The sequence below is a fragment of the Bacillus alkalicellulosilyticus genome (genome assembly GCF_002019795.1).
In the GTDB taxonomy this organism is placed as follows: Bacteria; Bacillota; Bacilli; order Bacillales; family Bacillaceae_F; genus Bacillus_AO; species Bacillus_AO alkalicellulosilyticum.
In genome coordinates, this window is sequence record NZ_KV917381.1 from 454,944 (window position 1) to 478,426 (window position 23,483).

General features: G+C 40.5%; 25 protein-coding genes and 2 rRNA genes. 22 read left to right on the forward strand and 5 right to left on the reverse strand.

Translation table 11 applies throughout. The annotated features are described in order from the left end of the window. Positions 1-184 precede the first annotated feature (184 nt). The 6 genes from urtA (at position 185) to BK585_RS02255 (ending at position 5,824) form a co-directional block, all read left to right on the forward strand. A complete protein-coding gene (gene urtA / locus BK585_RS02230; protein WP_078551512.1) occupies positions 185-1,471 on the forward strand; it encodes an urea ABC transporter substrate-binding protein in 1,287 nt (428 codons plus the stop codon). An 81-nt stretch (positions 1,472-1,552) separates the two neighbouring features. Then, positions 1,553-2,455: an urea ABC transporter permease subunit UrtB gene (gene urtB, locus BK585_RS02235; RefSeq protein WP_078551513.1), complete on the forward strand. Its 903-nt coding sequence runs from the start codon at positions 1,553-1,555 to the stop codon at positions 2,453-2,455. A 29-nt stretch (positions 2,456-2,484) separates the two neighbouring features. Continuing rightward, a complete protein-coding gene (gene urtC / locus BK585_RS02240) occupies positions 2,485-3,573 on the forward strand; it encodes an urea ABC transporter permease subunit UrtC (protein WP_078551514.1) in 1,089 nt (362 codons plus the stop codon). Next, a complete protein-coding gene (urtD, locus tag BK585_RS02245; RefSeq protein WP_078551515.1) occupies positions 3,542-4,324 on the forward strand; it encodes an urea ABC transporter ATP-binding protein UrtD in 783 nt (260 codons plus the stop codon). The genes urtC and urtD overlap by 32 nt, the downstream gene beginning before the upstream one ends. After that, on the forward strand, positions 4,302-4,994 hold the full coding sequence (urtE, locus tag BK585_RS02250; RefSeq protein WP_078551516.1) for an urea ABC transporter ATP-binding subunit UrtE: 693 nt from the start codon (positions 4,302-4,304) through the stop codon (positions 4,992-4,994). The genes urtD and urtE overlap by 23 nt, the downstream gene beginning before the upstream one ends. Before the next feature lie 308 nt (positions 4,995-5,302). Continuing rightward, positions 5,303-5,824 (forward strand): hypothetical protein, encoded by a 522-nt coding sequence (locus BK585_RS02255; protein ID WP_245805767.1) that lies wholly within the window; start codon positions 5,303-5,305, stop codon positions 5,822-5,824. Positions 5,825-5,938: 114 nt separating this feature from the next. Here BK585_RS02255 and BK585_RS24285 read toward each other — a convergent pair whose 3' ends face one another. Then, the gene (locus BK585_RS24285) at positions 5,939-6,364 is read right to left on the reverse strand and encodes a hypothetical protein (protein WP_212567921.1); all 426 of its coding nucleotides are present in this window, start codon (positions 6,362-6,364) and stop codon (positions 5,939-5,941) included. Positions 6,365-6,463: 99 nt separating this feature from the next. Here BK585_RS24285 and BK585_RS02265 point away from each other — a divergent pair, with 99 nt between their 5' ends. The 5 genes from BK585_RS02265 (at position 6,464) to BK585_RS02285 (ending at position 8,114) form a co-directional block, all read left to right on the forward strand. Continuing rightward, positions 6,464-6,679, forward strand: a complete 216-nt coding sequence (locus BK585_RS02265; RefSeq protein WP_078551518.1) for a hypothetical protein — start codon at positions 6,464-6,466, stop codon at positions 6,677-6,679. A 13-nt stretch (positions 6,680-6,692) separates the two neighbouring features. Continuing rightward, a complete protein-coding gene (locus BK585_RS02270) occupies positions 6,693-6,974 on the forward strand; it encodes a spore coat protein (RefSeq protein WP_078551519.1) in 282 nt (93 codons plus the stop codon). Between the two features lie 66 nt (positions 6,975-7,040). Next, on the forward strand, positions 7,041-7,181 hold the full coding sequence (locus BK585_RS02275; protein WP_245805896.1) for a hypothetical protein: 141 nt from the start codon (positions 7,041-7,043) through the stop codon (positions 7,179-7,181). Between the two features lie 12 nt (positions 7,182-7,193). Beyond that, a complete protein-coding gene (locus BK585_RS02280) occupies positions 7,194-7,493 on the forward strand; it encodes a spore coat protein (RefSeq protein ID WP_078551521.1) in 300 nt (99 codons plus the stop codon). Between the two features lie 330 nt (positions 7,494-7,823). Further along, positions 7,824-8,114 carry a transposase gene (locus BK585_RS02285; RefSeq protein ID WP_078551523.1) on the forward strand — a complete coding sequence of 97 codons (291 nt, stop codon included), beginning with the start codon at positions 7,824-7,826 and terminating at the stop codon, positions 8,112-8,114. A 13-nt stretch (positions 8,115-8,127) separates the two neighbouring features. Here BK585_RS02285 and BK585_RS02290 read toward each other — a convergent pair whose 3' ends face one another. Both BK585_RS02290 and BK585_RS02295 read right to left on the reverse strand, forming a co-directional pair. Beyond that, a complete protein-coding gene (locus BK585_RS02290) occupies positions 8,128-9,168 on the reverse strand; it encodes a cytochrome d ubiquinol oxidase subunit II (RefSeq protein ID WP_078551525.1) in 1,041 nt (346 codons plus the stop codon). Positions 9,169-9,186: 18 nt separating this feature from the next. Continuing rightward, complete coding sequence (locus tag BK585_RS02295) at positions 9,187-10,527, reverse strand: cytochrome ubiquinol oxidase subunit I (RefSeq protein WP_078551527.1); 1,341 nt, start codon at positions 10,525-10,527, stop codon at positions 9,187-9,189. A gap of 141 nt (positions 10,528-10,668) precedes the next feature. Between BK585_RS02295 and BK585_RS02300 the strand changes: the two genes are divergently transcribed. After that, positions 10,669-11,583 (forward strand): alpha/beta hydrolase, encoded by a 915-nt coding sequence (locus BK585_RS02300; RefSeq protein ID WP_170885450.1) that lies wholly within the window; start codon positions 10,669-10,671, stop codon positions 11,581-11,583. A 76-nt stretch (positions 11,584-11,659) separates the two neighbouring features. Next, complete coding sequence (locus BK585_RS02305; RefSeq protein WP_078551530.1) at positions 11,660-11,989, forward strand: SCP2 sterol-binding domain-containing protein; 330 nt, start codon at positions 11,660-11,662, stop codon at positions 11,987-11,989. Between the two features lie 75 nt (positions 11,990-12,064). On the opposite strand, the gene BK585_RS02310 is transcribed toward BK585_RS02305, so the two are convergent. Continuing rightward, positions 12,065-12,217: an FbpB family small basic protein gene (locus BK585_RS02310; protein WP_139367479.1), complete on the reverse strand. Its 153-nt coding sequence runs from the start codon at positions 12,215-12,217 to the stop codon at positions 12,065-12,067. A gap of 189 nt (positions 12,218-12,406) precedes the next feature. On the opposite strand from BK585_RS02310, the gene BK585_RS02315 reads away from it, so the two are divergent. The 4 genes from BK585_RS02315 to BK585_RS02325 all read left to right on the forward strand — a co-directional run bounded on the left by BK585_RS02315 (position 12,407) and on the right by BK585_RS02325 (position 14,837). After that, entirely contained in the window at positions 12,407-12,847 is a 441-nt protein-coding gene (locus BK585_RS02315) for a hypothetical protein (RefSeq protein WP_078551534.1), read from the forward strand. Positions 12,848-13,186: 339 nt separating this feature from the next. After that, complete coding sequence (locus BK585_RS23860; protein WP_170885451.1) at positions 13,187-13,336, forward strand: hypothetical protein; 150 nt, start codon at positions 13,187-13,189, stop codon at positions 13,334-13,336. A gap of 111 nt (positions 13,337-13,447) precedes the next feature. After that, positions 13,448-14,365: an MBL fold metallo-hydrolase gene (locus tag BK585_RS02320; protein WP_170885452.1), complete on the forward strand. Its 918-nt coding sequence runs from the start codon at positions 13,448-13,450 to the stop codon at positions 14,363-14,365. 94 nt (positions 14,366-14,459) lie between these two features. Beyond that, positions 14,460-14,837 (forward strand): YtxH domain-containing protein, encoded by a 378-nt coding sequence (locus BK585_RS02325; protein WP_078551536.1) that lies wholly within the window; start codon positions 14,460-14,462, stop codon positions 14,835-14,837. A 276-nt stretch (positions 14,838-15,113) separates the two neighbouring features. Here the strand turns inward: BK585_RS02325 and BK585_RS02330 are convergent, their stop codons facing one another. Continuing rightward, a complete protein-coding gene (locus tag BK585_RS02330) occupies positions 15,114-16,220 on the reverse strand; it encodes a metallophosphoesterase (protein ID WP_078551537.1) in 1,107 nt (368 codons plus the stop codon). 83 nt (positions 16,221-16,303) lie between these two features. Between BK585_RS02330 and BK585_RS02335 the strand changes: the two genes are divergently transcribed. The 5 genes from BK585_RS02335 (at position 16,304) to BK585_RS02355 (ending at position 23,418) form a co-directional block, all read left to right on the forward strand. Continuing rightward, entirely contained in the window at positions 16,304-16,972 is a 669-nt protein-coding gene (locus BK585_RS02335; RefSeq protein ID WP_078551539.1) for an NAD(P)H-binding protein, read from the forward strand. Positions 16,973-17,023: 51 nt separating this feature from the next. Next, positions 17,024-17,794 (forward strand): VLRF1 family aeRF1-type release factor, encoded by a 771-nt coding sequence (locus tag BK585_RS02340; protein ID WP_078551541.1) that lies wholly within the window; start codon positions 17,024-17,026, stop codon positions 17,792-17,794. A 132-nt stretch (positions 17,795-17,926) separates the two neighbouring features. Then, the gene (locus BK585_RS02345) at positions 17,927-18,313 is read left to right on the forward strand and encodes an OsmC family protein (protein ID WP_078551543.1); all 387 of its coding nucleotides are present in this window, start codon (positions 17,927-17,929) and stop codon (positions 18,311-18,313) included. A 364-nt stretch (positions 18,314-18,677) separates the two neighbouring features. Next, positions 18,678-20,230: ribosomal RNA gene (locus BK585_RS02350) — 16S ribosomal RNA — on the forward strand. A gap of 254 nt (positions 20,231-20,484) precedes the next feature. Further along, positions 20,485-23,418 (forward strand): 23S ribosomal RNA (locus tag BK585_RS02355). Together the 16S and 23S rRNA genes form the textbook arrangement of a ribosomal RNA operon. Positions 23,419-23,483 lie beyond the last annotated feature (65 nt).

Sequence of the window (23,483 nt, forward strand, 5' to 3'; positions counted from 1 at the left end):
ACTATCTTGTCCAAAAAGTTTAGGAGATATTCCAGGTGTTTGGAAGATACATAGGAAGGTTTTAAGTAGTCTGAAAATAACCATGTTAACTTTTCTAACATGGTAGGTGAACAATGTTACATCCGGTGTTAAAGTAAAAATTGTAAAAGAAACGATACATACAAATAAGGGGAGGAACAACACAATGAAAAGGATAGGAAGAGCAAAACAAAAAGTAGCTTCATTGTTAACGGTTGGATTAACTGCACTGTTATTAACAGCTTGTGGTGCAGGTGAGGAAACGACAGGGGGAACTGACACACCTGAGGGAGCACCTGAACCTGGTGAAGAAGTCGAAGTAGGCGAAGACGAAATTGCGGTTGGAATTTTACATTCATTAAGTGGAACGATGGCCATGAGTGAAACGTCTTTACGCGATGCTGAGTTATTAGCCATCGAAGAAATAAATGCAGCTGGTGGGGTTTTAGGAAAGCAGCTTGTTCCGATTATCGAGGACGGAGCATCAGATTGGCCTACATTCTCCGAGCGTGCAGGAAAGCTGCTTCAACAAGATGAAGTAGCGGTTGTATTTGGAGGATGGACATCTGCAAGTCGTAAAGCAATGTTACCAGTATTTGAAGAGCACAATGGATTACTTTACTACCCCGTACAATATGAAGGAATGGAAGCTTCGCCAAACATTTTTTATGCAGGGGCTGCTCCAAACCAACAAATCGTACCTGCAGTTGATTGGTTATTAGAGAACAAAGGAACAGAGTTTTTCTTACTAGGTTCTGACTATGTTTTCCCAAGACTAGCAAACCAAATCATTAAAGCACAATTAGATGCAAACGGTGGGACATTAGTAGATGAGCAGTACACTCCACTTGGACACACAGACTATAACACTATCATTTCAAGAATTCGTGAGTCTGGACCGCAAGTTATTTTCAACACATTAAATGGTGATAGTAACGTAGCATTCTTCAAGCAATTAGCAGATGCAGGCATTACAGCTGATGATGTAACGATTTTATCTGTTAGTGTCGCAGAAGAAGAAATTCGTGGAATTGGTGCTGACGTTCTAGAAGGACATTATGCAAGCTGGAACTACTACCAAACAACAGATACACCTGAAAATGCTGAGTTTGTAGCAAACTATAAAGCGAAATTTGGTGACAACCGTGTAACAGGTGACCCGATTGAAGCAGCATACCTAATGGTTTATATGTGGGCCCAAGCTGTTGAAAAAGCAGGAACGACAGATGTAGATGCAGTAAGAGCTGCAGCTCCTGGTTTAGAGTTTGACGCTCCAGGTGGAAAAGTTATCTTTGATGGTGACAACCAACATATTTGGAAAACGGTTCGTATCGGTGAAGTTCAAGCTGATGGTCAATTTAAAGAAGTATGGAATTCAGGAGAGCCTATTAAACCAGACCCATTCTTAGAAGGATATGACTGGGCTAGTGGAATTAGTGGTTCTGTTCAATAAGTAAGATAAAACAAGAAAAAAGTGAGTGGATGTCTGGGGAGACGTCCACTCCACTACTTAGTGGAAGAGGATGTGTACAGTATGGGAGGTATAATGGTTCAAGTTTTCAATGGAGTTAGCTTAGGTTCCATTTTACTGTTAATTGCTTTGGGGTTAGCAATAACATTTGGATTAATGAAAGTAATTAATATGGCTCATGGGGAGCTTATCATGATAGGAGCCTATGCCACGTATGTGATGCAATTGGTTTTTAAAGATTTTTTACCAGAAAATTTATTTAATTGGTATTTCGTGTTAGCTATACCGTTTGCTTTCTTAGTGGCAGCATTAATCGGGATGTTATTGGAATATACGGTCATCCGTCATTTATATGGTCGTCCGTTAGATAGTTTACTTGCCACGTTTGGAGTAGGCTTGATTTTACAACAAACCGCTCGGACGATTTTTGGGGCACCAAATGTTGGTGTGGAAGCTCCTTCGTTCTTACGTGGTGGAATGGAAGTGTTTGGAGTGACACTTCCGATTACAAGGATTTTTATCATTATTTTAGTAGCCGCTTGTTTCCTCTTACTCTATTACTTCCTATACCGTACAACGAACGGTAGAAGAATAAGAGCAGTTATGCAAAATCGAAACATGGCTACGTGTGTAGGGATTTCTGCTCGTAAAGTGGATGCCACAACTTTTGCAATTGGTGCTGGGTTTGCTGGTGTTGCGGGTGCCGCATTAACGCTAATTGGCCCGATTGGTCCTACGATTGGGATGTACTACATAGTCGATGCCTTTATGGTCGTTGTTGTTGGTGGAGTAGGGATGTTAGCTGGAACCGTGGTGGGAGCCTTAGGAATTGGAATGTTTAATACCGTTTTTGAGTACTGGACAGATGCCTCAATGGGTAAAGTTCTTGTCTTTGTTCTCATTATTTTATTCCTACAATGGCGTCCATCTGGGCTGTTCTCGTTACAGTCTCGTTCACTTGACTAAAACAACTTTTTATAAAGGAGAGTATGACTATGCAATCTATATTATTTAAATATCTGCTAGACCGGAAATGGTTGTTTCTAGCAGTAATTATCCTATTACTACTTTGTCCGTTATTTTTATCGGATTTTCGTTTGAATTTATTAGGTCGATTCATCGCATTTGCGATTTTAGTCATTGGTTTAGATTTACTTTGGGGATATACTGGCGTTCTTAGCTTAGGTCACGGGATATTCTTTGGAATTGGTGCTTACATTATGGCGATGTACTTAAAAATAGAAGCATCTGCTGGCAGTGTTCCTGACTTTATGATGTGGAATGGGATTACTGAATTGCCTTGGTTTTGGGCGATTTTCTCGAATCCAATATTGACGATTATCATGGCTATTATCATACCGATGTTTATTGCGACAATCCTTGGGGTTGTAACCTTCCGAAACCGAATCAAAGATGTGTATTTTACAATCTTAACGCAAGCGATGGTTATCGTAACGGTTACTTTAATAGTAAGTAAGCAAGAATTCACAGGTGGAACGAATGGATTAACTGGATTCTCAACGATTTTTGGTTTTCCACTAGGAGCAGCTTCGACTCAAAAAGTGATTTATTTCATTTCGATTGCCTGCCTAGTGATAACTTTTATTCTATGTACAAAACTTGTAGCAAGTCGATTTGGTAAAGCGTTAATTGCGATTCGTGATGGGGAAAACCGCCTTCGTTTTTCAGGATATGATACTTCGATGTTCAAAGTCTTTGTCTTTACTATTTCAGCAGGGATTGCTGGTTTAGCAGGAATGTTGTTTGTATTACAAGTTGGAATCATTTCTCCAACGATGATTGGAATCGTACCTTCGATTGAAATGATCTTATGGGTTGCAATTGGTGGAAGAGGGACGTTAATTGGACCAGTCATCGGGGCTATCTTAACGAACTTAGCAAAAACGTTCTTTAGTGAATCGTATCCAGATGCGTGGTTATATTTCGTAGGAACAGTGTTTGTTGTAGTTGTGTTGTTCTTGCCAGGTGGATTAATGAGTTTATTCAAGAAAATAAAAATGAAGTTTAGTGGAAAGAAAGGGGAAAGTGTAAATGAAAACGAATCAAACAATCCTGCAGTGTGAAAATATTTCAGTGAATTTTGGTGGCTTTTATGCGATGACCAATTTCTCATTTGAGATTGGTTATGGAGAATTACACTTTTTAATTGGACCGAATGGAGCGGGGAAAACAACCTTTTTAGATGTGTTATGTGGGAAGACCAAAAATAGCAAAGGTACAGTCCTTTTTAAAGGCGAACATGATTTATCAAAACTTAAAGAATTTGAAATTGTTCGTAAAGGAATTGGTCGTAAATTTCAAGCGCCATCTGTTTTTCCTCATTTAACAGTCTATGAAAATCTAGAACTTGCAAGAAAGCAAGACAAAAGTTTATGGGGCATTTTACGAGCTAAAACAAGTCCTGAACAAGAGCAAGAAATTACAGAACAATTAGAGTTAATTGGGTTGGAGGAACATCGTCATACGGAAGCGAGCATTTTATCTCATGGACAGAAACAATGGTTAGAAATCGGTATGGTAATGATGCAAAAGCCAGATTTGTTATTACTCGATGAACCAATTGCTGGCATGACAGAAGAGGAAGAAGAAAAAACCGGTGAACTTCTTTTAAAATTAAAAGAACGATGTTCAATCATCGTAGTTGAGCACGATATGGAATTTGTTCGCAAATATGCAGAAAAAGTAACGGTCATGCATGAAGGAAGCCTTTTATGTGACGGCGCAATGGAAGAAGTTCAAACGAATGAACGAGTAATGGAAGTGTATCTAGGCAGAAAAGGTGATGAGGCGCGTGTTGCAATTACAACAGCTTGAAGTAGCATATGATGAAAGCACGGTTATTCGTGACATCTCACTAAAAGTGAAACCAGGGCAAGTCGTCTGTCTCATGGGTCGCAATGGCGTAGGTAAAACCACGTTGCTAAAAGCCATTATGGGATTACTATCTCCGAAAAATGGTTCGATTTCCTATGAAGGTGAAGACATTACAAAGAAAAATCCAACCTATCGTTCTCGAAAAGGAATTGGATATGTACCACAAGGACGAGAGATTTTTCCAATGCTCTCAGTTTATGAAAATATATTAATTGGGTTAGAGGCAACAGGTGGAAAAATCAAAGAAATCGATGAAACGATTTATAGTTACTTTCCCATCCTAAAAGAAATGGCACACCGTCGCGGCGGAGATTTAAGTGGAGGACAGCAGCAACAGCTAGCGATTGCTAGAGCACTTGTCGCGAAGCCAGCTTGTATCTTATTAGATGAACCAACCGAAGGCATTCAACCGAATATCGTAAGTGACATCCAAAACGTAATCCGTGAAATCAAAGAAAAGAATGACAACACGTCAATCCTTCTAGTAGAGCAAAGCTTTGACTTTGCAAAAAGCGTAGCCGATTACTTCTATATCGTAGACAAAGGAAGAATTGTTTACGAAGGCGAAGAGCTAGTTGAATCAGAAGTCGGACGATTCTTGAGTGTATAACTAAACCCTAAAGAACCAGCCTTTTTGAAGAGGCTGGTCTTTGCTGTTTTTCTTACGGACAGAGGGTCCCTTATTTTGCAGAAAATTACGTTTTTCAACTCGTAACGGACACACGGTACGCTATTTTTGGAAAAATACTAGATTTACTATGAAAACAAAGCAAATAGAGGAACGAGAGTCCGTTAGAATGTGAAATGGTTGTTTTTGAGTCAAATAGAGGACTGTATGTCCGATAGCTACAGAAAAAAATTCCCTTTACACCATATTTATGGTAAAAATAAGTAACTAGACCGAACAGGGGGATGTGTGTGAAAACTAATTATCTAATAGTCTATGCAACTATATTATTTTTCTTTTTAATTTTAATTCAATCTACCGTTTTTGCCAATTCATCTTGGCATTGGGTTACTGGAAGTCCAAAAGAGATGTTTCCGATTGCAATCGTCTCAACATTAGCATTTGAAACGATAGCTATTCTTTTATTTGCAAAAGTAGGCAGGGGCTTATGGATTTCAATTAAGGTCTTTGTCATTGTGGCAGTAGCAAATATTATCTCTTTTTTGGCTCCTTACGTTATTCGAGCTATAGAAATGAAGGGTCCTTGCGGAGAATACGCGTGGGAATGTGCTTTTGATAAAGGACCATATTATATTGTCCTATTCGGGTATTTATTTTTAACGTTAGTTATAGAAGTTCCAATCATTTATTACATTCTAAAAAAAGTAACCACCAATCCAAGAAAGCTCATTATCACACTGTTTGCTGTAAATGTAGTAACTACACTACTCGTTGCTGTGTTAGAAAGAAGCTTATATTTCGGACAGTGGTGAAGATGGGGACCTACACAAGTCAGTGGCGGGTTCGTTTATTGCTGGTTTAAAACCATAAATCCCGTTGTGAAAGCTACTCACAACGGGATTTTACAGGTTAGTGGCGATTATTTTCTATTGATATTCGTTATAAATGTCATCAGCGTTTTTAAAGCGAATTTCTTCTGAATTTAAGGACCCCATCTTATCGCTACGATCTTCTCTGCCAAGGGGAAGGGTACCTTCGGGAACGAGGTCCTGGTTATCCTTAAATACTGTTTTTTGTCTCTTTTTTTCATTGTCTTCCATGGTGATATCACTCTTTTCATTCGGATAGACTCTAGCCTCTAGGTCTGCGCGAATCGATTCAATTATCTCATCAGAAAGATTGGCTGGAAGGGATGTACCGTTCTTGAAAATCCACATATTTACAAGTTCCAAATCACTTTTATTAAATGTGAGGCTGTATTGTTCATCTTCATACATGAGTTCAGCTGTTACATATTCCTCTACTCCAAAGTTTTCATCAACAATCATATTTGTAATGTCATATGTCTTCATTATTCTCTCCTTCATTCAAGCTCTTTTTTATATCTTCTTAAAGAATATCTTTCCCAACAAAAACAAAAACTACTATTGATAAAAGAAGGGGGAATTAAGGTGAAAAGTAGTCAATATGGGGTTCATGAAATCACGGACATGCGTGAGTTGATTAATTTTAAAATTGCTTGTTTAACGGAAGCAAAAGACCGACTTGAAAAAGTTGAAAATCTCGAGTTGAAAGCTTTGGTCCAGCATAATATTGCAACAAGTACAGTTGCGATCGGTCAAATGAGGGACATATTAAGTACGGCATCAACACAGATGGAACAATAAGGAGGCTAGCAGAATGGAATCAAAAGAATTAAGTTTTGAGGACCATGTCATAGCAACGGATATGTTGTTTGAAACAAAAGCATCGATAAAAGACCTTGCGACAGCAATTACCGAATCTACTTCAGCAGAAGTACATACGTTTTTAGCGAAAGAATTACGTGGGGCAATTGCTCAGCATGAAAAAGTATATGGATTTCTTCAAGACCGAGGAAGATATGATGCTTATAACGTCCCACAACAGCTCCAAAAAGACGTTGAGTATGCAAATCAAGCCTTAGGTACAAATAACCTATAAGAAAAACGAGGTGAATGAATAGTGGACAAGCTTGGTGTACATGAAGTATTAGAAATTCATGAGCTTATGACATTTAAGAGCTTATGTTTAACGAAGTCAACAATGATGCAAGGTTTAGTCACGGACCAAAAATTAAAAGACATCATGCAACAGGATGTCACGATGTCATCGAAACAACTAGAAGAGTTAAAAACTCATTTATCATAAGAGGTGAAATGAATGAACACATTAATGGAAAAGGTAACCGGGCTAGCGCCGATGACAGACCAAGTCATCGCTACAGATATGCTAATTGCCGCCAAATCAGGAATTAAAAATTATGCTTTCGCGATTACGGAATCAGCAACCCCTGAAGTGAGACAAACATTAAGCCGTCACCTAGAGGAAGCAATTGAATTCCACCAACAAATATCTAAATACATGATAGAAAAAGGATATTACATGCCTCATGATACAAAGGCGCAAAATCAAATCGATATGAAAACAGCGGAAACGGCATTGCAGTTAGCGAAGAACTAGAAAAACTAGAGGGTAAGACAAAAGGTAAAATAAGTGGGCACTGTAAAAGTAAAAAAACCGAACTTTTTCAGTGCTCTTTATTTTGGTTGCAATGACTCCACCAGTTGCCCGCCTGCACGAGAAACCCACTCGTAGCAAGCTTTAAAAGATGCAACGGTTACGCACATTGCTTAGAGGGCACTGTAAAAGTTAAAAAAACCGAACTTTTTCAGTGCCCTCTAGAAACCAACCTTATGTCTCACCTTGTTTATGCTTTATGGTGTATCGTAACTTTACCCACATCGTTTAATACCGATTGAAGTTGTAAACAATGGTATTGAGGTGAGTAATATGAAGATAATATTGATTTTGGGCAGTGTTGTTATACCTGCATTAATGGTCATCATATACATAAAATGGAACAAATTTGGTGTTGTTTTCGATAGTGCAGCCATCTTGGCTACACTTGTTTTTGGTAATATATCAGCGGTGGCTATCCACCAAATTCTTGTTGATAATACGGTCTTTATGACGAATATTCATGCTCTTTTTTTGAATCCGCTTTTCTTGTTGACAGGAGCTTATTTAGGAGTGTACTTGCTATATAGGTTAACTTTGCGTACCTTTTTGCAAACTGAATGAGGGACCGAACCCATTACTTTTGTGCTTGTTTTTCAGCTTGTAAATATCGTTTGTCCTTCATAAAAAGGCGCCAGAATAAGAAAAACGCAGGGATAAGGATCGCCATTCCAATTCCGTACCCAATTAATAACGACCTAAACATCGCTTCATTCGTAAAAGCTTCATATATCGTTAAATCAGGGTATAGCAAGTAAGGCATATGAGCAGAACCATATGCAAAGCTTGCAAGACCAAATTGAATGACAATGGCAAGGACGGCAACACGAGGCTGTCCGATTTTGACTTTCTTTGATGGCCAAAAAAGAGCGCTGTATCCTATGCCAAAAGCGAGTAACGAAAATGCGAACAACTCCCACTCTCTCGCCATATTTTCAACCATCCATGGTGCTTCTGGAATGAGTGTAAAGGTAGCAGCAACAGCAAATGCCAAAGTAATCGGACCTAAAATAATTGCGTTTCTTCGATAGACAAGATATGTCGACTCAGATTTTGCTTCTCGTGCATAATCACTTAAAAGCAAAGCGGACAAAAACAACTCCGTACTTAAACCAAAGCCTAAATGCATATAAAATGTAGAAGAAGCCAGTGCTTCATTAAATAAAATATATTGTGTATCTCCGACGGTTTCAACAAAACCACCGATGGCGATCGGGAGCATGCTGACCAATAAAGCGGGAATGAGTAAGCCGGTCACTCCTGAAATGATAGTTAACGTTCTCGTATACTTTTGTACCGTATAGGAATAGACCATAAAAGCGCTTCGAATAATTAAAAGCATCAGTACAAAGCTTACAGGGACAAGCATAATCGTACCAAGTGAAAAAGCAGCACGTGGGAAAAAAGTGACAAGCGCAACGACTAACAATACTAAAAAAACATTGGTTACTTCCCACGATGGAGACAAATACCGATTGGCAATGCTAGCTGCGTTCGTATCGGTTCTCCCGTAGTAAAACATCGACCAAAATCCCGCGCCGAAGTCAACTGAGCCTGCAATAGAATAGACAAAAAGAAACAGCCATATGATAGTAATGGCAATATAAACATCAGACAATAGAGTTCCCCCCCGATTTTATGTTGACGTAGTGTGCAGTTCTTTTGCGACCGGATTTCTTCTAAAATAAAAACGAACCACTAAAAAGGTAAGAACTAGTAAAATGATATATAAGATAATAAATAGCACAAAGAGTGTCCCGACATTTCCTGATTGGGTAGCGGCTTCTGAGGTAAGTTGGATGCCGTATATCGTCCAAGGTTGACGACCGGTACAGCTAAAGATCCAACCCGTTTCAATCCCAATCATAGCTAATGGGCCAGTTGCAACAATAGGAACTAGCAACCATGTAGGCCAAGGGTTGCCTTTTCGGCGAACGAAAACGAAAAAATAGGCTAAAGCTAAAAACGAAATTCCAATTAGCGCAGTACCGATAAAGACCATAATGTTAAACAGTGTATGAACAAATAACGGAGGCCACTCTTCTCTTGGGTACTCATTTAAACCGAGGACAACACCATCGGTTGATCCGGTTGCTAGCCAGCTCAACATCCCGGGTATCTCGATGCCACCGACGACACGATTAGCTTCGGGATCAGGAGTCCCAAAAATAGCAAGTGGTGCATTCGATTGTGTCTCAAACAATCCTTCAGCGGCAGCTAATTTGACAGGAATGTGCTCATGAAGCATTACCGCCGTATCATGCCCATTGACAGAAGTGTAGAATGAGAAGACAGCTCCTACTAGTAATGAAAGAACCAAGCCTTTGCGATGATAGGATTTTTCTCTATCAGATAATCCCCCTTGTAATAAACGGAAGGCGGCAATCGCAGCTATAACAAAAGCACCTGTTAAATAAGCGCTCCCTAAAACGTGAAGCGCAGTGACATAGACACTAGGATTAAAGACGGCTTCCCACGGACGAACGTTGACAATTTCTCCACCGATGATATCAAAGCCGCGTGGGGTGTTCATCCAAGCATGTGCATCTGTAATAAGAACAGCAGAAGCAGTTGCACCAAGTGAAACAAAGAAGACACTTATAATCCGCATGATACTTGATAGTCTATCGGCAGCATACACATAAATAGACATAAAAACAGCTTCTAAAAAGAAAGCAAAAATCTCAACTTGAAAGGGAAGGGCAATGACCTGACCGACAATTTCCATATAGCCTGGCCACAAAAGAGAAAGCATAACACCGACTATTGTTCCGGATGGAATAGCAACACCAAGAAGGATCGCAAATCCTTTTGTCCATCGCTTCGCCATTGTACCAAAATCTTGATCCTTAGTAATTGCTCGTACAACTTCTGCGATGAAAATCATTAAGGTCACTCCAACCCCTAATGTCGCAAAAATAATATGAAATGCCATAGATGAACCAAAAAGCATACGTGAGAGTAAAACGTTATCCATCGTTTTCGTCCTTTCAAGCTAATTTCAAATCTCTGCCATTACTATTTGTTATTATTTTCAAATCTATTCCAAATTCAACTAGATTTATATTCGATAAGGCATGATACAATAGGAGGATAACAAAAAGGAGGAGTGGTTATATTGAGAGAAATTGAAGAAGCGATTTTACAACTAAAAAATCGCAAAGATAGTTTTCAGTGTCACACTCCATATCAACAGGATTCCGCGATCGCAACCTACTTGAATTATTACCAACTTCCGACGGAGGTATCGTATTATTTTGGTCGATTTAATGGTAAAAAAGATGAGGTCAATGTCCAAGCGTTTGAACCAAAGGATTCTATTAAAGCAACGATTTTACTCGTACACGGGTATTACGATCATACCGGATGTTTGCGCCATCTCATTCGTTTTTTAATAGAAGAAAAGTATCGAGTCGTTTCCGTTGATTTGCAGGGTCATGGATTATCAGCAGGAACCCCATATCATATTCATGACTTTAACGCATATAGTCAAATGGTTAGTGAATTAACAGAATTCATTCAAGCACAATGGAAGACAACTCTTCATGTAATTGCTCATAGTACTGGAGGAGCGGCAGTCATTACGAGTTTACTTGAACGGAGAATACATGTAGAAAAAGTAATATTGCTAGCACCGCTTGTTCGTTCAGCTCATTGGTTCTCAACATTGATAGGTTATTATACAGGCTCGCTTTTTGTAAGAAACATAAAAAGAAAACTCAGAGAATATAACGGATATAGTCGAAAGGAAGATCCATTACAGTACACAACTTTTCCTGTGAGTTGGCTACAAGCCATGATTCGCTGGAATCATTCGATTCAAAAATCAAAAATAAATGATAAAGAAATTGCCATTATTCAAGGGGAGCGAGATACAACCGTTGATTGGCGTTATAATTGTAGATTTTTAAGCAGAAGATTCCCGAATAGCAGAGTTCGTTTTATCGAGCAAGGCAGACATCAACTAGTAAACGAATCAGATGACATTCGAAGCGATGTTCTTACACAAATTAAACAAGAACTAGATTTTTAGTTAGAAATAACCCAAAACAAGAAGCATTTGTAGTATAATGAATGAGCATTCATTCTTTTTTTGAGGAGGAACGTTTATGGCAGTGAGGGAAGCACTTGAACAAGTTAAACAAAAGATGAACGATGATCCAAAAGGTATTGAAGGAGTTTCTAAAACCTATCAATTTGATTTATCAGGGGAAGAGGAAGGTACCATCCAAATCACTTTTAAAGAGGGTACTGTTGATTTTTTCGATGAAATTAAAGAAGAACCAGTTTGTACATTATCATTATCTGACGAAAACTTTTTAAAGCTTATTAATGGAGGCTTAAATCCGACAATGGCGTTTATGAGTGGAAAGCTTAAAATAAAAGGAGAGCTAGGACATGCACTCAAACTTCAGTCGATACTGAGCAAGTATCAATAACAGTGAGACAAAAGGTTGTACTGAACCTTTTGTCCCACCCTCTTTGCACTTAGATGCAAAAACAGTGAATGTATGTTAATGATTAACCTTCTTCGTTTGAGATTTTAATTTGTTAGCTTGTCTTTCTTCAATCCGTTGTTCTATAAGTTTCATCGCTTCATCGTCTTGTAGCAATTGCTTTTTGTTTTCTAATACAAGTTCCTTAAAAGAAAGGGAATGTTTTCTCATTTGCATCAGACCTTTTTTATAAATTTTATTCTATACTGTCATTTTACACGTTGTTTATAGTACTAAGTAGAATAAATTGTTACAATTTTTTGAAAACTAAAAATTTAACAGAAGTTGATTAGACTAAAGTCTTTTATTGTGGCATAAGATCTATGGTGAAGAAAAATGACGGTAAGAAGGTGACGTGGAATGCTCCCATATCAGCCTAGAGGATTAAAATATTTTTTGCGAACGAAAGAAGAAATGAAACAAACCATTGAAACGATTATGAAAAGAGAAAGCACGGACATCATTACTCTTGATTTTTTAATGGTCATTGCACCAACAGAGCAAGCTCAAAAAGTACTAAAGCATGTTTTAAGGGTCAGGTCACAAACAAATGAACAATTAAAGCAGTTATATTATGAAATAACAGGTGAGATTCTTGGGGTAGATCAAGAAACATTTAATCGTCCAGATGATTTTACAAGCGGCATCCAAGAACAAATTGAGTTGCAAAACATTCGCGTCAGACGTCTAGAAAACCTTCACCAACAATCGATTTCAGCTCAAATTGGTCAACAAAGAGTGTCATATGTAATGTACGAAGAAAAACGAATATTGGGCAGACTAAAATTTTTGGTTGAGTAAGTTATCCCCAATGTTATACACAAGTGAATGATTAGGTTGTAGAGGGTAAGGGAGTTATCCTCAAATGATATCCACAATAATAACAAACTGTGGATATCTGTTTGTGGATAAATTATGTATAAATTATTTCTGGTGTTAACGGTTACATTAGAAAAAACCTATTTACAAACCGAAAAATAGTTGCTAGAATATTCTTAACTTTAGTAAATCAATAAAGTATTTTTTTATAAATATAAATTGAACAACCGCTCAAATTGAGCGAGCGTTCGTACGGTGAGGTTGTACATTTTTTTTTAAAGGAAATTATCAGAATCTTATAACAGGGAGAGGGGAATAAGCATGACAACAACAATCGAAGTGAAAGAGTTAGAGGATATGAGAAAGAAAATTGACTTATTGACTAAGGAGCTTAAAGAACTTAAGAAAAAGGAGAAGGATGGGTTTGAACCATTAGATACGGACCCTTTCTTAACAGAAGTATACAATTAATGAAAAAGAGATGTTTAACAACTGAGGTTAAACATCTCTTTTTATTCGATTGAAAAGGAGTGATTTAAGATTATACAGGAGATTATTCAATTTGAAATTCCGACGCCTTTCTTGGTAGGACCAGTAAATGTTTATCTAATAAGAGGAGAGTCACTTACATTAGTAGATGCGGGCCCAAAAACAAAAGAGGCCTGGGAAAGTTTTATCCAACAGTTAAATGAAATTGGTTATGGACCGGAAGACATTGAGCAAATAGTGATTACGCATCACCATCCCGATCACATAGGGATGCTTGATTATTTTAATGGAAAGCCTACCATCATCGGTCATGAGAAAAATATTCCTTGGATGTCTAAAAATCAGGAATTTCTTGCAAGAACTGTTGAGTTTTATAGTGAATTTTATCAACAACATGGCATTAGTCAGCAAAATATTCTGAAGTTACAAAGAGTATTAGCAGGATACTTAGATTTTTCATGTTATCAACAACTAGATAAAATTGTGAAAACTGGGGACTCCATTGATGGATTGGACGGGTGGCAAGTTATCGAAGTACCAGGTCATGCGCAAACACATATTATGTTAGTTCACAATGAAAGTTCGACTGTTATTGCAGGAGACCATCTTCTTGCTAATGTCTCATCAAATGCGTTAATTGAAGCACCTTACGAAGCGAATGAAGAAAGACCGAAAACATTACTCCAGTATCGAGAAAGCTTACATAAACTTCGTGACATACAGCCAACATTGATTTTATCAGGTCATGGTCCATCTATACATAATGGAATAAATGTAATTCAAAAAAGATTAGAGGAGCAGGAAAAGCGTGCCCATCACATTTTATCGTTATTGAATGAAGGACGAAAAAACACGGTTGAACTTTGTGAAATTCTATTTCCTTCTATATATAAAAAACAATTGGACCTTACCATCTCTGAAGTGGTAGGACACTTAGACTTATTAGAAATGTATGAGAAGGTAAACGTCGTCATAGAAAAAAATCAGTTCTTTTATACCGCCAAAAAATGAATGGTTATTCATTCAGTTTGGTTTCATTGCATTTCTCTACTTACACTTGGTAAAATAAAACAAAGACAAGCAATCGGTAAGGAGAGGGTTTGTAATGACTGAGGAAAACAAAAGCAATCAATCGATTACGAAGGGGATTGTAGCAGGTAGCTTAATTGGAGGAGCTCTTTTTATTATTGCCAATAAGAAGCTTCGTCAAAAAATAATGAAAGAAGCATGCCAGGCGAAAAAGACATCGGTTGAATTTATCTCTTTTGTTAAAGAGAACCGTCAAGAACTTTTGAACCACATTCGTAACACATCTAATCAGCTCTCCGCTAGTGTCAAAAAAATTAATGAGGATATTAAAGTGATATCTGCCAGTGTGAAAGATCTAAGAGAAACCACTATTGAATTACGCGATACGACGGTTGATGCATTAGATACGTTTAAAGAAACGAAAAAGGAAATAAATAGTAACGAAAAAGAATGAATAAATCCATTTCTTCTGGACATCATAATAACCAAGGACGCAGTGAAAGCTGCTCCTGCCCAAGACTCACATGCGATTTTGTTTCTATAACCAAATGAGGTGATAGCGGTGGACAGTTTCGTCGCAATAGACAATTGTGAATGAAGTGAATCTCTGAAATGAGGTGTCTCCGAAAAACAATAATCGTTACGACCCCAGAAGATAGCTGGAAGTGAGGAAAGTTGGGTAAGAAGGTGACCAAATCAGGTCACCTTCTTTTTTGATAAGTGAGCGAAACTAACCTTGAAAATGAATGGTAATATGAACCACTTCAGAACGGCTTCCGATACGAATAGGTGGGCCCCAGAAGCCGTAACCTGATGAAACGACTGCATGAAGCTGGCTTTTTTGCTTATACCCCCAATCCAATTCAAAAATCCGTTTCGTAATTAAATGATTAGGAGCCATTTGCCCTCGGTGCGTATGTCCCGACAAAATAACATCTACTCCGTGCTGTTCAGCTTGCATCAATTCAGATGGTTGATGGTCCAACATAAACAGTGTCTTTGAAATATCAAGTCCCTCAACTAATTGAGAAATTTCTTTCCTGTTTTTATCTGTTTTATCTTTTCTTCCGATAATATACAAATCATCGAGTTCAATAATTTCATCTTGTAAAATTGAAATGTTGATATCTTTCATAATTTGTACAAATGCCGGTATCGCTCGTCCGTAGTATTCATGATTGCCTAATACACCATACACGCCTAAAGGCGCCTTAAGCTTTCCCATAATGGAGTCCATCTTCTTTTTCATAAAAGGCTTTGGGTCATCATCAATGATATCACCTGGCAATAAAATTAAATCAGGTTGTAACTCGGTTATCTTTGTTACGAGTCGTTGTAAATGAGATTTTCCTGACAACACACCAAAATGCATATCTGAAGCGACTGCAATGGTGATACTATCTCGTTCGCTTTTCTTATTTATAATGAATTGATAAGAACGAACGATAGGCTGATAAGCATTATATAAGCCAATAGAAAAAATAAAGATAAGCATAAGTAATACGACAACACCAGTCCAAAAAATAACATGATCTAGTGGGATCTCTCCAAAACTAAGAAATAGAACAGCGATATTGGCTATCGGTAAAATGAGAAGACCATACTGAACGACTGCAAACCAACATGCTCCTACTATTTTAAAAAACGGAAGATGTAAGATGCGACCGAAAATATAAGAGTAAGCTATAATCAGTACAACAGTGATATAAAAGGTGAGTGGAAGTGACGGCCATGCTATAGCTAACCAAGCCCATCCATTCCAGCCTATATAAAAAACGATAAGATTATATAGGAAGAACATGATTAACACTTGTAAAGCGATATAATAATTTTTCATATAAAGGTCTCCTATTTACATTGTATAAGTATCATATAGGGAAAATAAGAAAAAGTCATGCCTGGGATTGGAGAGAAGTAAACGTGAATAAAACAGCGATAATTTTTGGAGCAAGCGGGTTAGTAGGAACCGAACTGCATCGACTGTTACTTGAACAAGAGCAATATGAAAAAGTGATTGTGTTTGTCAGAAAAACTTTGGGGATTTCTCATCCAAAGCTTAAGGAGATAGTTGGGGATTATGAACATATTGATACCTATAAGGAACAGTTTATCGCAGACGATGTTTTTTGTTGTTTAGGTACAACTATAAAAAAGGCGAAAACAAAAGCAGCGATGAGAAAAGTAGATGTGGAATATCCATTACAAATTGCGAACATATGTAAGGAGATGGGGGCAACGCAATATATACTTGTCAGTGCATCGAATGCCAAAGAGAATTCATTCTTCTTTTATACGAGAATTAAAGGTGAAGTAGAAAAGAAGTTGAAGCAAGTTGGATACGATGCTCTTCTTATCGTTAGACCATCTTTACTATTAGGAGATAGGCAAGAATTTCGATTTGGAGAGGAATTGGCGACATGGATTTCTGTCAAAATGCCATTTTTATTCCGTGGTCCTTTATCGAAGCATCGCCCGATTGAAGCTAAAGATGTAGCTAGAGCTATGTTTGTTCTTGCACAACAAAGTCATCACGGGAATTTTACGTATACTTCGGAAGAATTAAGGGTTTTGTCGAAGAAACAAGTTTAAATGTAACGTATGTAGGTAATAGTTTCATATCTCTTTATAAGGAGGAGTTATATGGGATATGAAACTCGAATGGACAGGCTTACGGAGTTTTCTTGTGAACAAGGGGTTATTACGATTTACTTAAACACAGTACAAGAGGACCAATGGAGAATCCGTTTGAAAAACGGTCTGAAAAAGCTAGAACAGTATATTCAACTTAGTGGCAATGAAGAGGAAGTAAAGCATTTCAAAAAAGTGAAGAAAAAAGTAGCTGCTAAAATTAAAGGACATAAAACAAAAATGGAACGGGGATTACTCTTGTTTGCCTCTGCTGATGGAAGATTATTAGATATGAAAACAATACCGATTGAGGTAGATACAGAATTTCATTGGGAAGAGAAACCGGTATTAGACCAGATGAAGCTTATTGATGAAAATTACCCGCGGACTGGCATCATAGTTGTGCAGCAGCATGATGTTCTTGCGTTAGATGTTGACTTGGGAGAAGTATTAGATGAAATGCATTATTCGTATGAAATTGAAGAAGATGAGTGGAGACGATACGAAGGTGTGGCTGCAACAGAAAGAATGGCATCCGGTACAAACCAAACAGACAAAGTAGACGAACGGCGCTTGGTAAATCAGAAAAGATGGATTAAGGGGATTCTACCGATCATAGAGCAACAAGCCAAACTGAAAAAGTGGACAAACATATATATTGTAGGTACCGGTGAAATAGCAAGAACCGTTAATCAACATTTAAATAAGAAAGTACAAAAATATATCCCAAAGAATCTATTTCCGAAAAAGAATCAAGAGATCGTAAAGGAAGTGTTATCTTAAATATAACATTGGACAACGGTGTGTCAGGTTCCTTAAATCTGACACCGTTGTTTTTTTCTGGCTGATATAAATGCGTGACATATGTATCTGATATTAGTAAAATATAAAAAGGATTTTAAAGGGAGTGTTATGATGATTTTTACAATGAAAGAAAATGGTTTTGAAACTGAAGTGGAATTTGGAAAACTTACGGTTTCAGGTAATGAACAATTTGGGTTTCGTCCATACCAATTACTTGTTTCTTCTATTGCTGTTTGTAGTGGTGGTGTTTTACGTAAGGTATTAGATAAAAAGCGTATTTCTTTTTCTGATATTAAAGTGACAGCGGATGTAACTAGAAATGAAGCTGGAGCTCAAGAGATTCAAAGCATTCACATGCACTTTCTGATTACTGGACAAAATCTTGATGAGAAGAAAATTGAGAAATCATTAGAGGTTACTCGTAAGAATTGTTCGATGGTGCAATCTGTTAAAGACAGTATTAAGATTACAGAGTCCTTTGAAATAGTTGAAGGCTAACTTCTGGGATTAATTTCTTGGTAATAAAGTATTGCATTTTGTGAACAAAACAAATATAATAAATTTTGTCGCTAAAAACGACTGAAACAAACATATTAAATTTCCTCTTTTATTTTTTAGCTACATCGGCTATAATAAAGTAGTTGTCGAATTGAGAAAAAAAGTTTTTGAAAAAAGTTCTTGCTTTCGACATTGAGATTTGATATAATAAATTTTGTCGCTGTTAACAAACGGTGATGAAAATAGCTCTTTGAAAACTGAACAGAACAAAGCCAAGCGAAAGAGATACATGATATCTCGTCAATTGCCAGTAATGGCAAACAAGTTGCGAAAGCAACACTTTTAAGAGCTTAATCAACTCACTTTTATGGAGAGTTTGATCCTGGCTCAGGACGAACGCTGGCGGCGTGCCTAATACATGCAAGTCGAGCGGACTGTTTAAAAGCTTGCTTTTAAACAGTTAGCGGCGGACGGGTGAGTAACACGTGGGCAACCTGCCCTGTAGACTGGGATAACACCGAGAAATCGGTGCTAATACCGGATAACTTTGAGGTCACATGACCTCAAATTAAAAGATGGCTCCGGCTATCACTACAGGATGGGCCCGCGGCGCATTAGCTAGTTGGTAGGGTAACGGCCTACCAAGGCGACGATGCGTAGCCGACCTGAGAGGGTGATCGGCCACACTGGGACTGAGACACGGCCCAGACTCCTACGGGAGGCAGCAGTAGGGAATCTTCCGCAATGGACGAAAGTCTGACGGAGCAACGCCGCGTGAACGATGAAGGCCTTCGGGTCGTAAAGTTCTGTTGTTAGGGAAGAACAAGTGCCGTTCGAATAGGTCGGCACCTTGACGGTACCTAACCAGAAAGCCACGGCTAACTACGTGCCAGCAGCCGCGGTAATACGTAGGTGGCAAGCGTTGTCCGGAATTATTGGGCGTAAAGCGCGCGCAGGCGGTCTTTTAAGTCTGATGTGAAAGCCCACGGCTCAACCGTGGAGGGTCATTGGAAACTGGGAGACTTGAGTGCAGAAGAGGAGAGTGGAATTCCACGTGTAGCGGTGAAATGCGTAGATATGTGGAGGAACACCAGTGGCGAAGGCGACTCTCTGGTCTGTAACTGACGCTGAGGCGCGAAAGCGTGGGGAGCAAACAGGATTAGATACCCTGGTAGTCCACGCCGTAAACGATGAGTGCTAGGTGTTAGGGGTTTCGATGCCCTTAGTGCCGAAGTTAACACAGTAAGCACTCCGCCTGGGGAGTACGGCCGCAAGGCTGAAACTCAAAGGAATTGACGGGGGCCCGCACAAGCAGTGGAGCATGTGGTTTAATTCGAAGCAACGCGAAGAACCTTACCAGGTCTTGACATCCTTTGACCACCCTAGAGATAGGGCTTTCCCCTTCGGGGGACAAAGTGACAGGTGGTGCATGGTTGTCGTCAGCTCGTGTCGTGAGATGTTGGGTTAAGTCCCGCAACGAGCGCAACCCTTGATCTTAGTTGCCAGCATTCAGTTGGGCACTCTAAGGTGACTGCCGGTGACAAACCGGAGGAAGGTGGGGATGACGTCAAATCATCATGCCCCTTATGACCTGGGCTACACACGTGCTACAATGGATGGTACAAAGGGCTGCAAAACCGCGAGGTTGAGCGAATCCCATAAAACCATTCTCAGTTCGGATTGTAGGCTGCAACTCGCCTACATGAAGCCGGAATTGCTAGTAATCGCGGATCAGCATGCCGCGGTGAATACGTTCCCGGGCCTTGTACACACCGCCCGTCACACCACGAGAGTTTGTAACACCCGAAGTCGGTGAGGTAACCTTTTAGGAGCCAGCCGCCTAAGGTGGGACAGATGATTGGGGTGAAGTCGTAACAAGGTAGCCGTATCGGAAGGTGCGGCTGGATCACCTCCTTTCTATGGAGTAATACTCTAGTCGAAGTTCAAACCTTGTGTTTGAACTATAGCTTGCGCTTTGTTCGTTCAGTTTTGAGGGAGTTATCTCTCAATGGGATCTTTGAAAACTAGATAGTAATGCATTGAAATTGAAGTTTTACCGGATCGACATCTATTGATGTTGAGAAGAGAGAACTGAGATAGTCAAGAATTCTTCAATCGTCTTATGTCAATCTATTGATTGACAACGTTAATCTTTGATTAACATTTCTAATGGTTAAGTTAGAAAGGGCGCACGGTGAATGCCTTGGCACTAGGAGCCGACGAAGGACGGGACGAACACCGATATGCCTCGGGGAGCTGTAAGTAAGCTTTGATCCGGGGATTTCCGAATGGGGGAACCCACCATCCGTAATGGGATGGTATCCATATCTGAATACATAGGATATGTGAAGGCAGACCTGGGGAACTGAAACATCTAAGTACCCAGAGGAAGAGAAAGCAAATGCGATTTCCTGAGTAGCGGCGAGCGAAACGGAAACAGCCCAAACCAAGAAGCTTGCTTCTTGGGGTTGTAGGACACTCTATACGGAGTCAGAAAAGAACGGGGTAGATGAAGCGGTCTGGAAAGACTGGCCAAAGAAGGTAACAGCCCTGTAGTCAAAACTTCGTTCTCTCCAGAGTGGATCCTGAGTACGGCGGGACACGTGAAACCCCGTCGGAATCCGGGAGGACCATCTCCCAAGGCTAAATACTCCCTAGTGACCGATAGTGAACCAGTACCGTGAGGGAAAGGTGAAAAGCACCCCGGGAGGGGAGTGAAATAGATCCTGAAACCGTGTGCCTACAAGTAGTTGGAGCCCGTTAATGGGTGACAGCGTGCCTTTTGTAGAATGAACCGGCGAGTTACGATTACGTGCAAGGTTAAGCTGATGAGGCGGAGCCGTAGCGAAAGCGAGTCTGAATAGGGCGAGTTAGTACGTGGTCGTAGACCCGAAACCGTGTGATCTACCCATGTCCAGGGTGAAGTTCAGGTAACACTGAATGGAGGCCCGAACCCACGCGTGTTGAAAAACGCGGGGATGAGGTGTGGGTAGGGGTGAAATGCCAATCGAACTCGGAGATAGCTGGTTCTCCCCGAAATAGCTTTAGGGCTAGCCTCGAGGGAAGAGTATTGGAGGTAGAGCACTGATTGGACTAGGGGTCCCCACAGGATTACCGAATTCAGTCAAACTCCGAATGCCAAATACTTATCCTCGGGAGTCAGACTGCGAGTGCTAAGATCCGTAGTCAAGAGGGAAACAGCCCAGACCATCAGCTAAGGTCCCAAAGTATACGTTAAGTGGAAAAGGATGTGGAGTTGCACAGACAACCAGGATGTTGGCTTAGAAGCAGCCACCATTTAAAGAGTGCGTAATAGCTCACTGGTCGAGTGACTCTGCGCCGAAAATGTACCGGGGCTAAACGTATCACCGAAGCTATGGATTGTCCTAACGGACAGTGGTAGGGGAGCGTTCTGCGTGCAGCGAAGTCAGACCGAGAGGACTGGTGGAGCGCGTAGAAGTGAGAATGCCGGTATGAGTAGCGAAAAGAGGGGTGAGAATCCCCTCCGTCGAAAGCCCAAGGTTTCCTGAGGAAGGCTCGTCCGCTCAGGGTAAGTCGGGACCTAAGCCGAGGCCGAAAGGCGTAGGCGATGGACAACAGGTTGAAATTCCTGTACCACCTCCTCACCGTTTGAGTAATGGGGGGACGCAGTAAGGTAGGGTAAGCGCACTGATGGATATGTGCGTCTAAGCAGTTAGGCTGGTGAATAGGCAAATCCGTTCACCATGAAGGCTGAGCTGTGATAGCGAGGGAAATTAAGTACCGAAGTTCCTGATCCTACACTGCCAAGAAAAGCCTCTAGCGAGGTGAGAGGTGCCCGTACCGTAAACCGACACAGGTAGGCGAGAAGAGAATTCTAAGACGCTCGGGAGAACTCTCGTTAAGGAACTCGGCAAAATGACCCCGTAACTTCGGGAGAAGGGGTGCTCTGATAGGGTGCAAGCCCGAGAGAGCCGCAGTGAAAAGATCCAAGCGACTGTTTAGCAAAAACACAGGTCTCTGCGAAGCCGTAAGGCGAAGTATAGGGGCTGACACCTGCCCGGTGCTGGAAGGTTAAGAGGAGGGGTTAGCCGCAAGGCGAAGCTCTGAATTGAAGCCCCAGTAAACGGCGGCCGTAACTATAACGGTCCTAAGGTAGCGAAATTCCTTGTCGGGTAAGTTCCGACCCGCACGAATGGTGTAACGATTTGGATACTGTCTCAACGAGAGACCCGGTGAAATTATATTACCTGTGAAGATGCAGGTTACCCGCGACAGGACGGAAAGACCCCATGGAGCTTTACTGTAGCTTGATATTGGATTTTGGTACAGTTTGTACAGGATAGGTAGGAGCCTTGGAAGCCGGAGCGCTAGCTTCGGTGGAGGCGTCGGTGGGATACTACCCTGACTGTACTGAAATTCTAACCTCGAGCCGTGATCCGGTTCAGGGACAGTGTCAGGTGGGCAGTTTGACTGGGGCGGTCGCCTCCTAAACAGTAACGGAGGCGCCCAAAGGTTCCCTCAGAATGGTTGGAAATCATTCGAAGAGTGCAAAGGCATAAGGGAGCTTGACTGCGAGACCTACAAGTCGAGCAGGGACGAAAGTCGGGCTTAGTGATCCGGTGGTTCCGCATGGAAGGGCCATCGCTCAACGGATAAAAGCTACCCTGGGGATAACAGGCTTATCTCCCCCAAGAGTCCACATCGACGGGGAGGTTTGGCACCTCGATGTCGGCTCATCGCATCCTGGGGCTGAAGTAGGTCCCAAGGGTTGGGCTGTTCGCCCATTAAAGCGGTACGCGAGCTGGGTTCAGAACGTCGTGAGACAGTTCGGTCCCTATCCGTCGCGGGCGCAGGAAATTTGAGAGGAGCTGTCCTTAGTACGAGAGGACCGGGATGGACACACCGCTGGTGTACCAGTTGTTCCGCCAGGAGCATAGCTGGGTAGCTACGTGTGGACGGGATAAGCGCTGAAAGCATCTAAGCGTGAAGCCCCCCTCAAGATGAGATTTCCCATGGAGTTAATCCAGTAAGACCCCTTAGAGATGATGAGGTTGATAGGTCTCGGGTGGAAGCGTGGTGACACGTGGAGCTGAGAGATACTAATCGGTCGAGGACTTATCCTATAAATAAGACGAAGATTGACTACAATGCATACTATCTAGTTTTGAGAGATCACGTAAGTGATGTT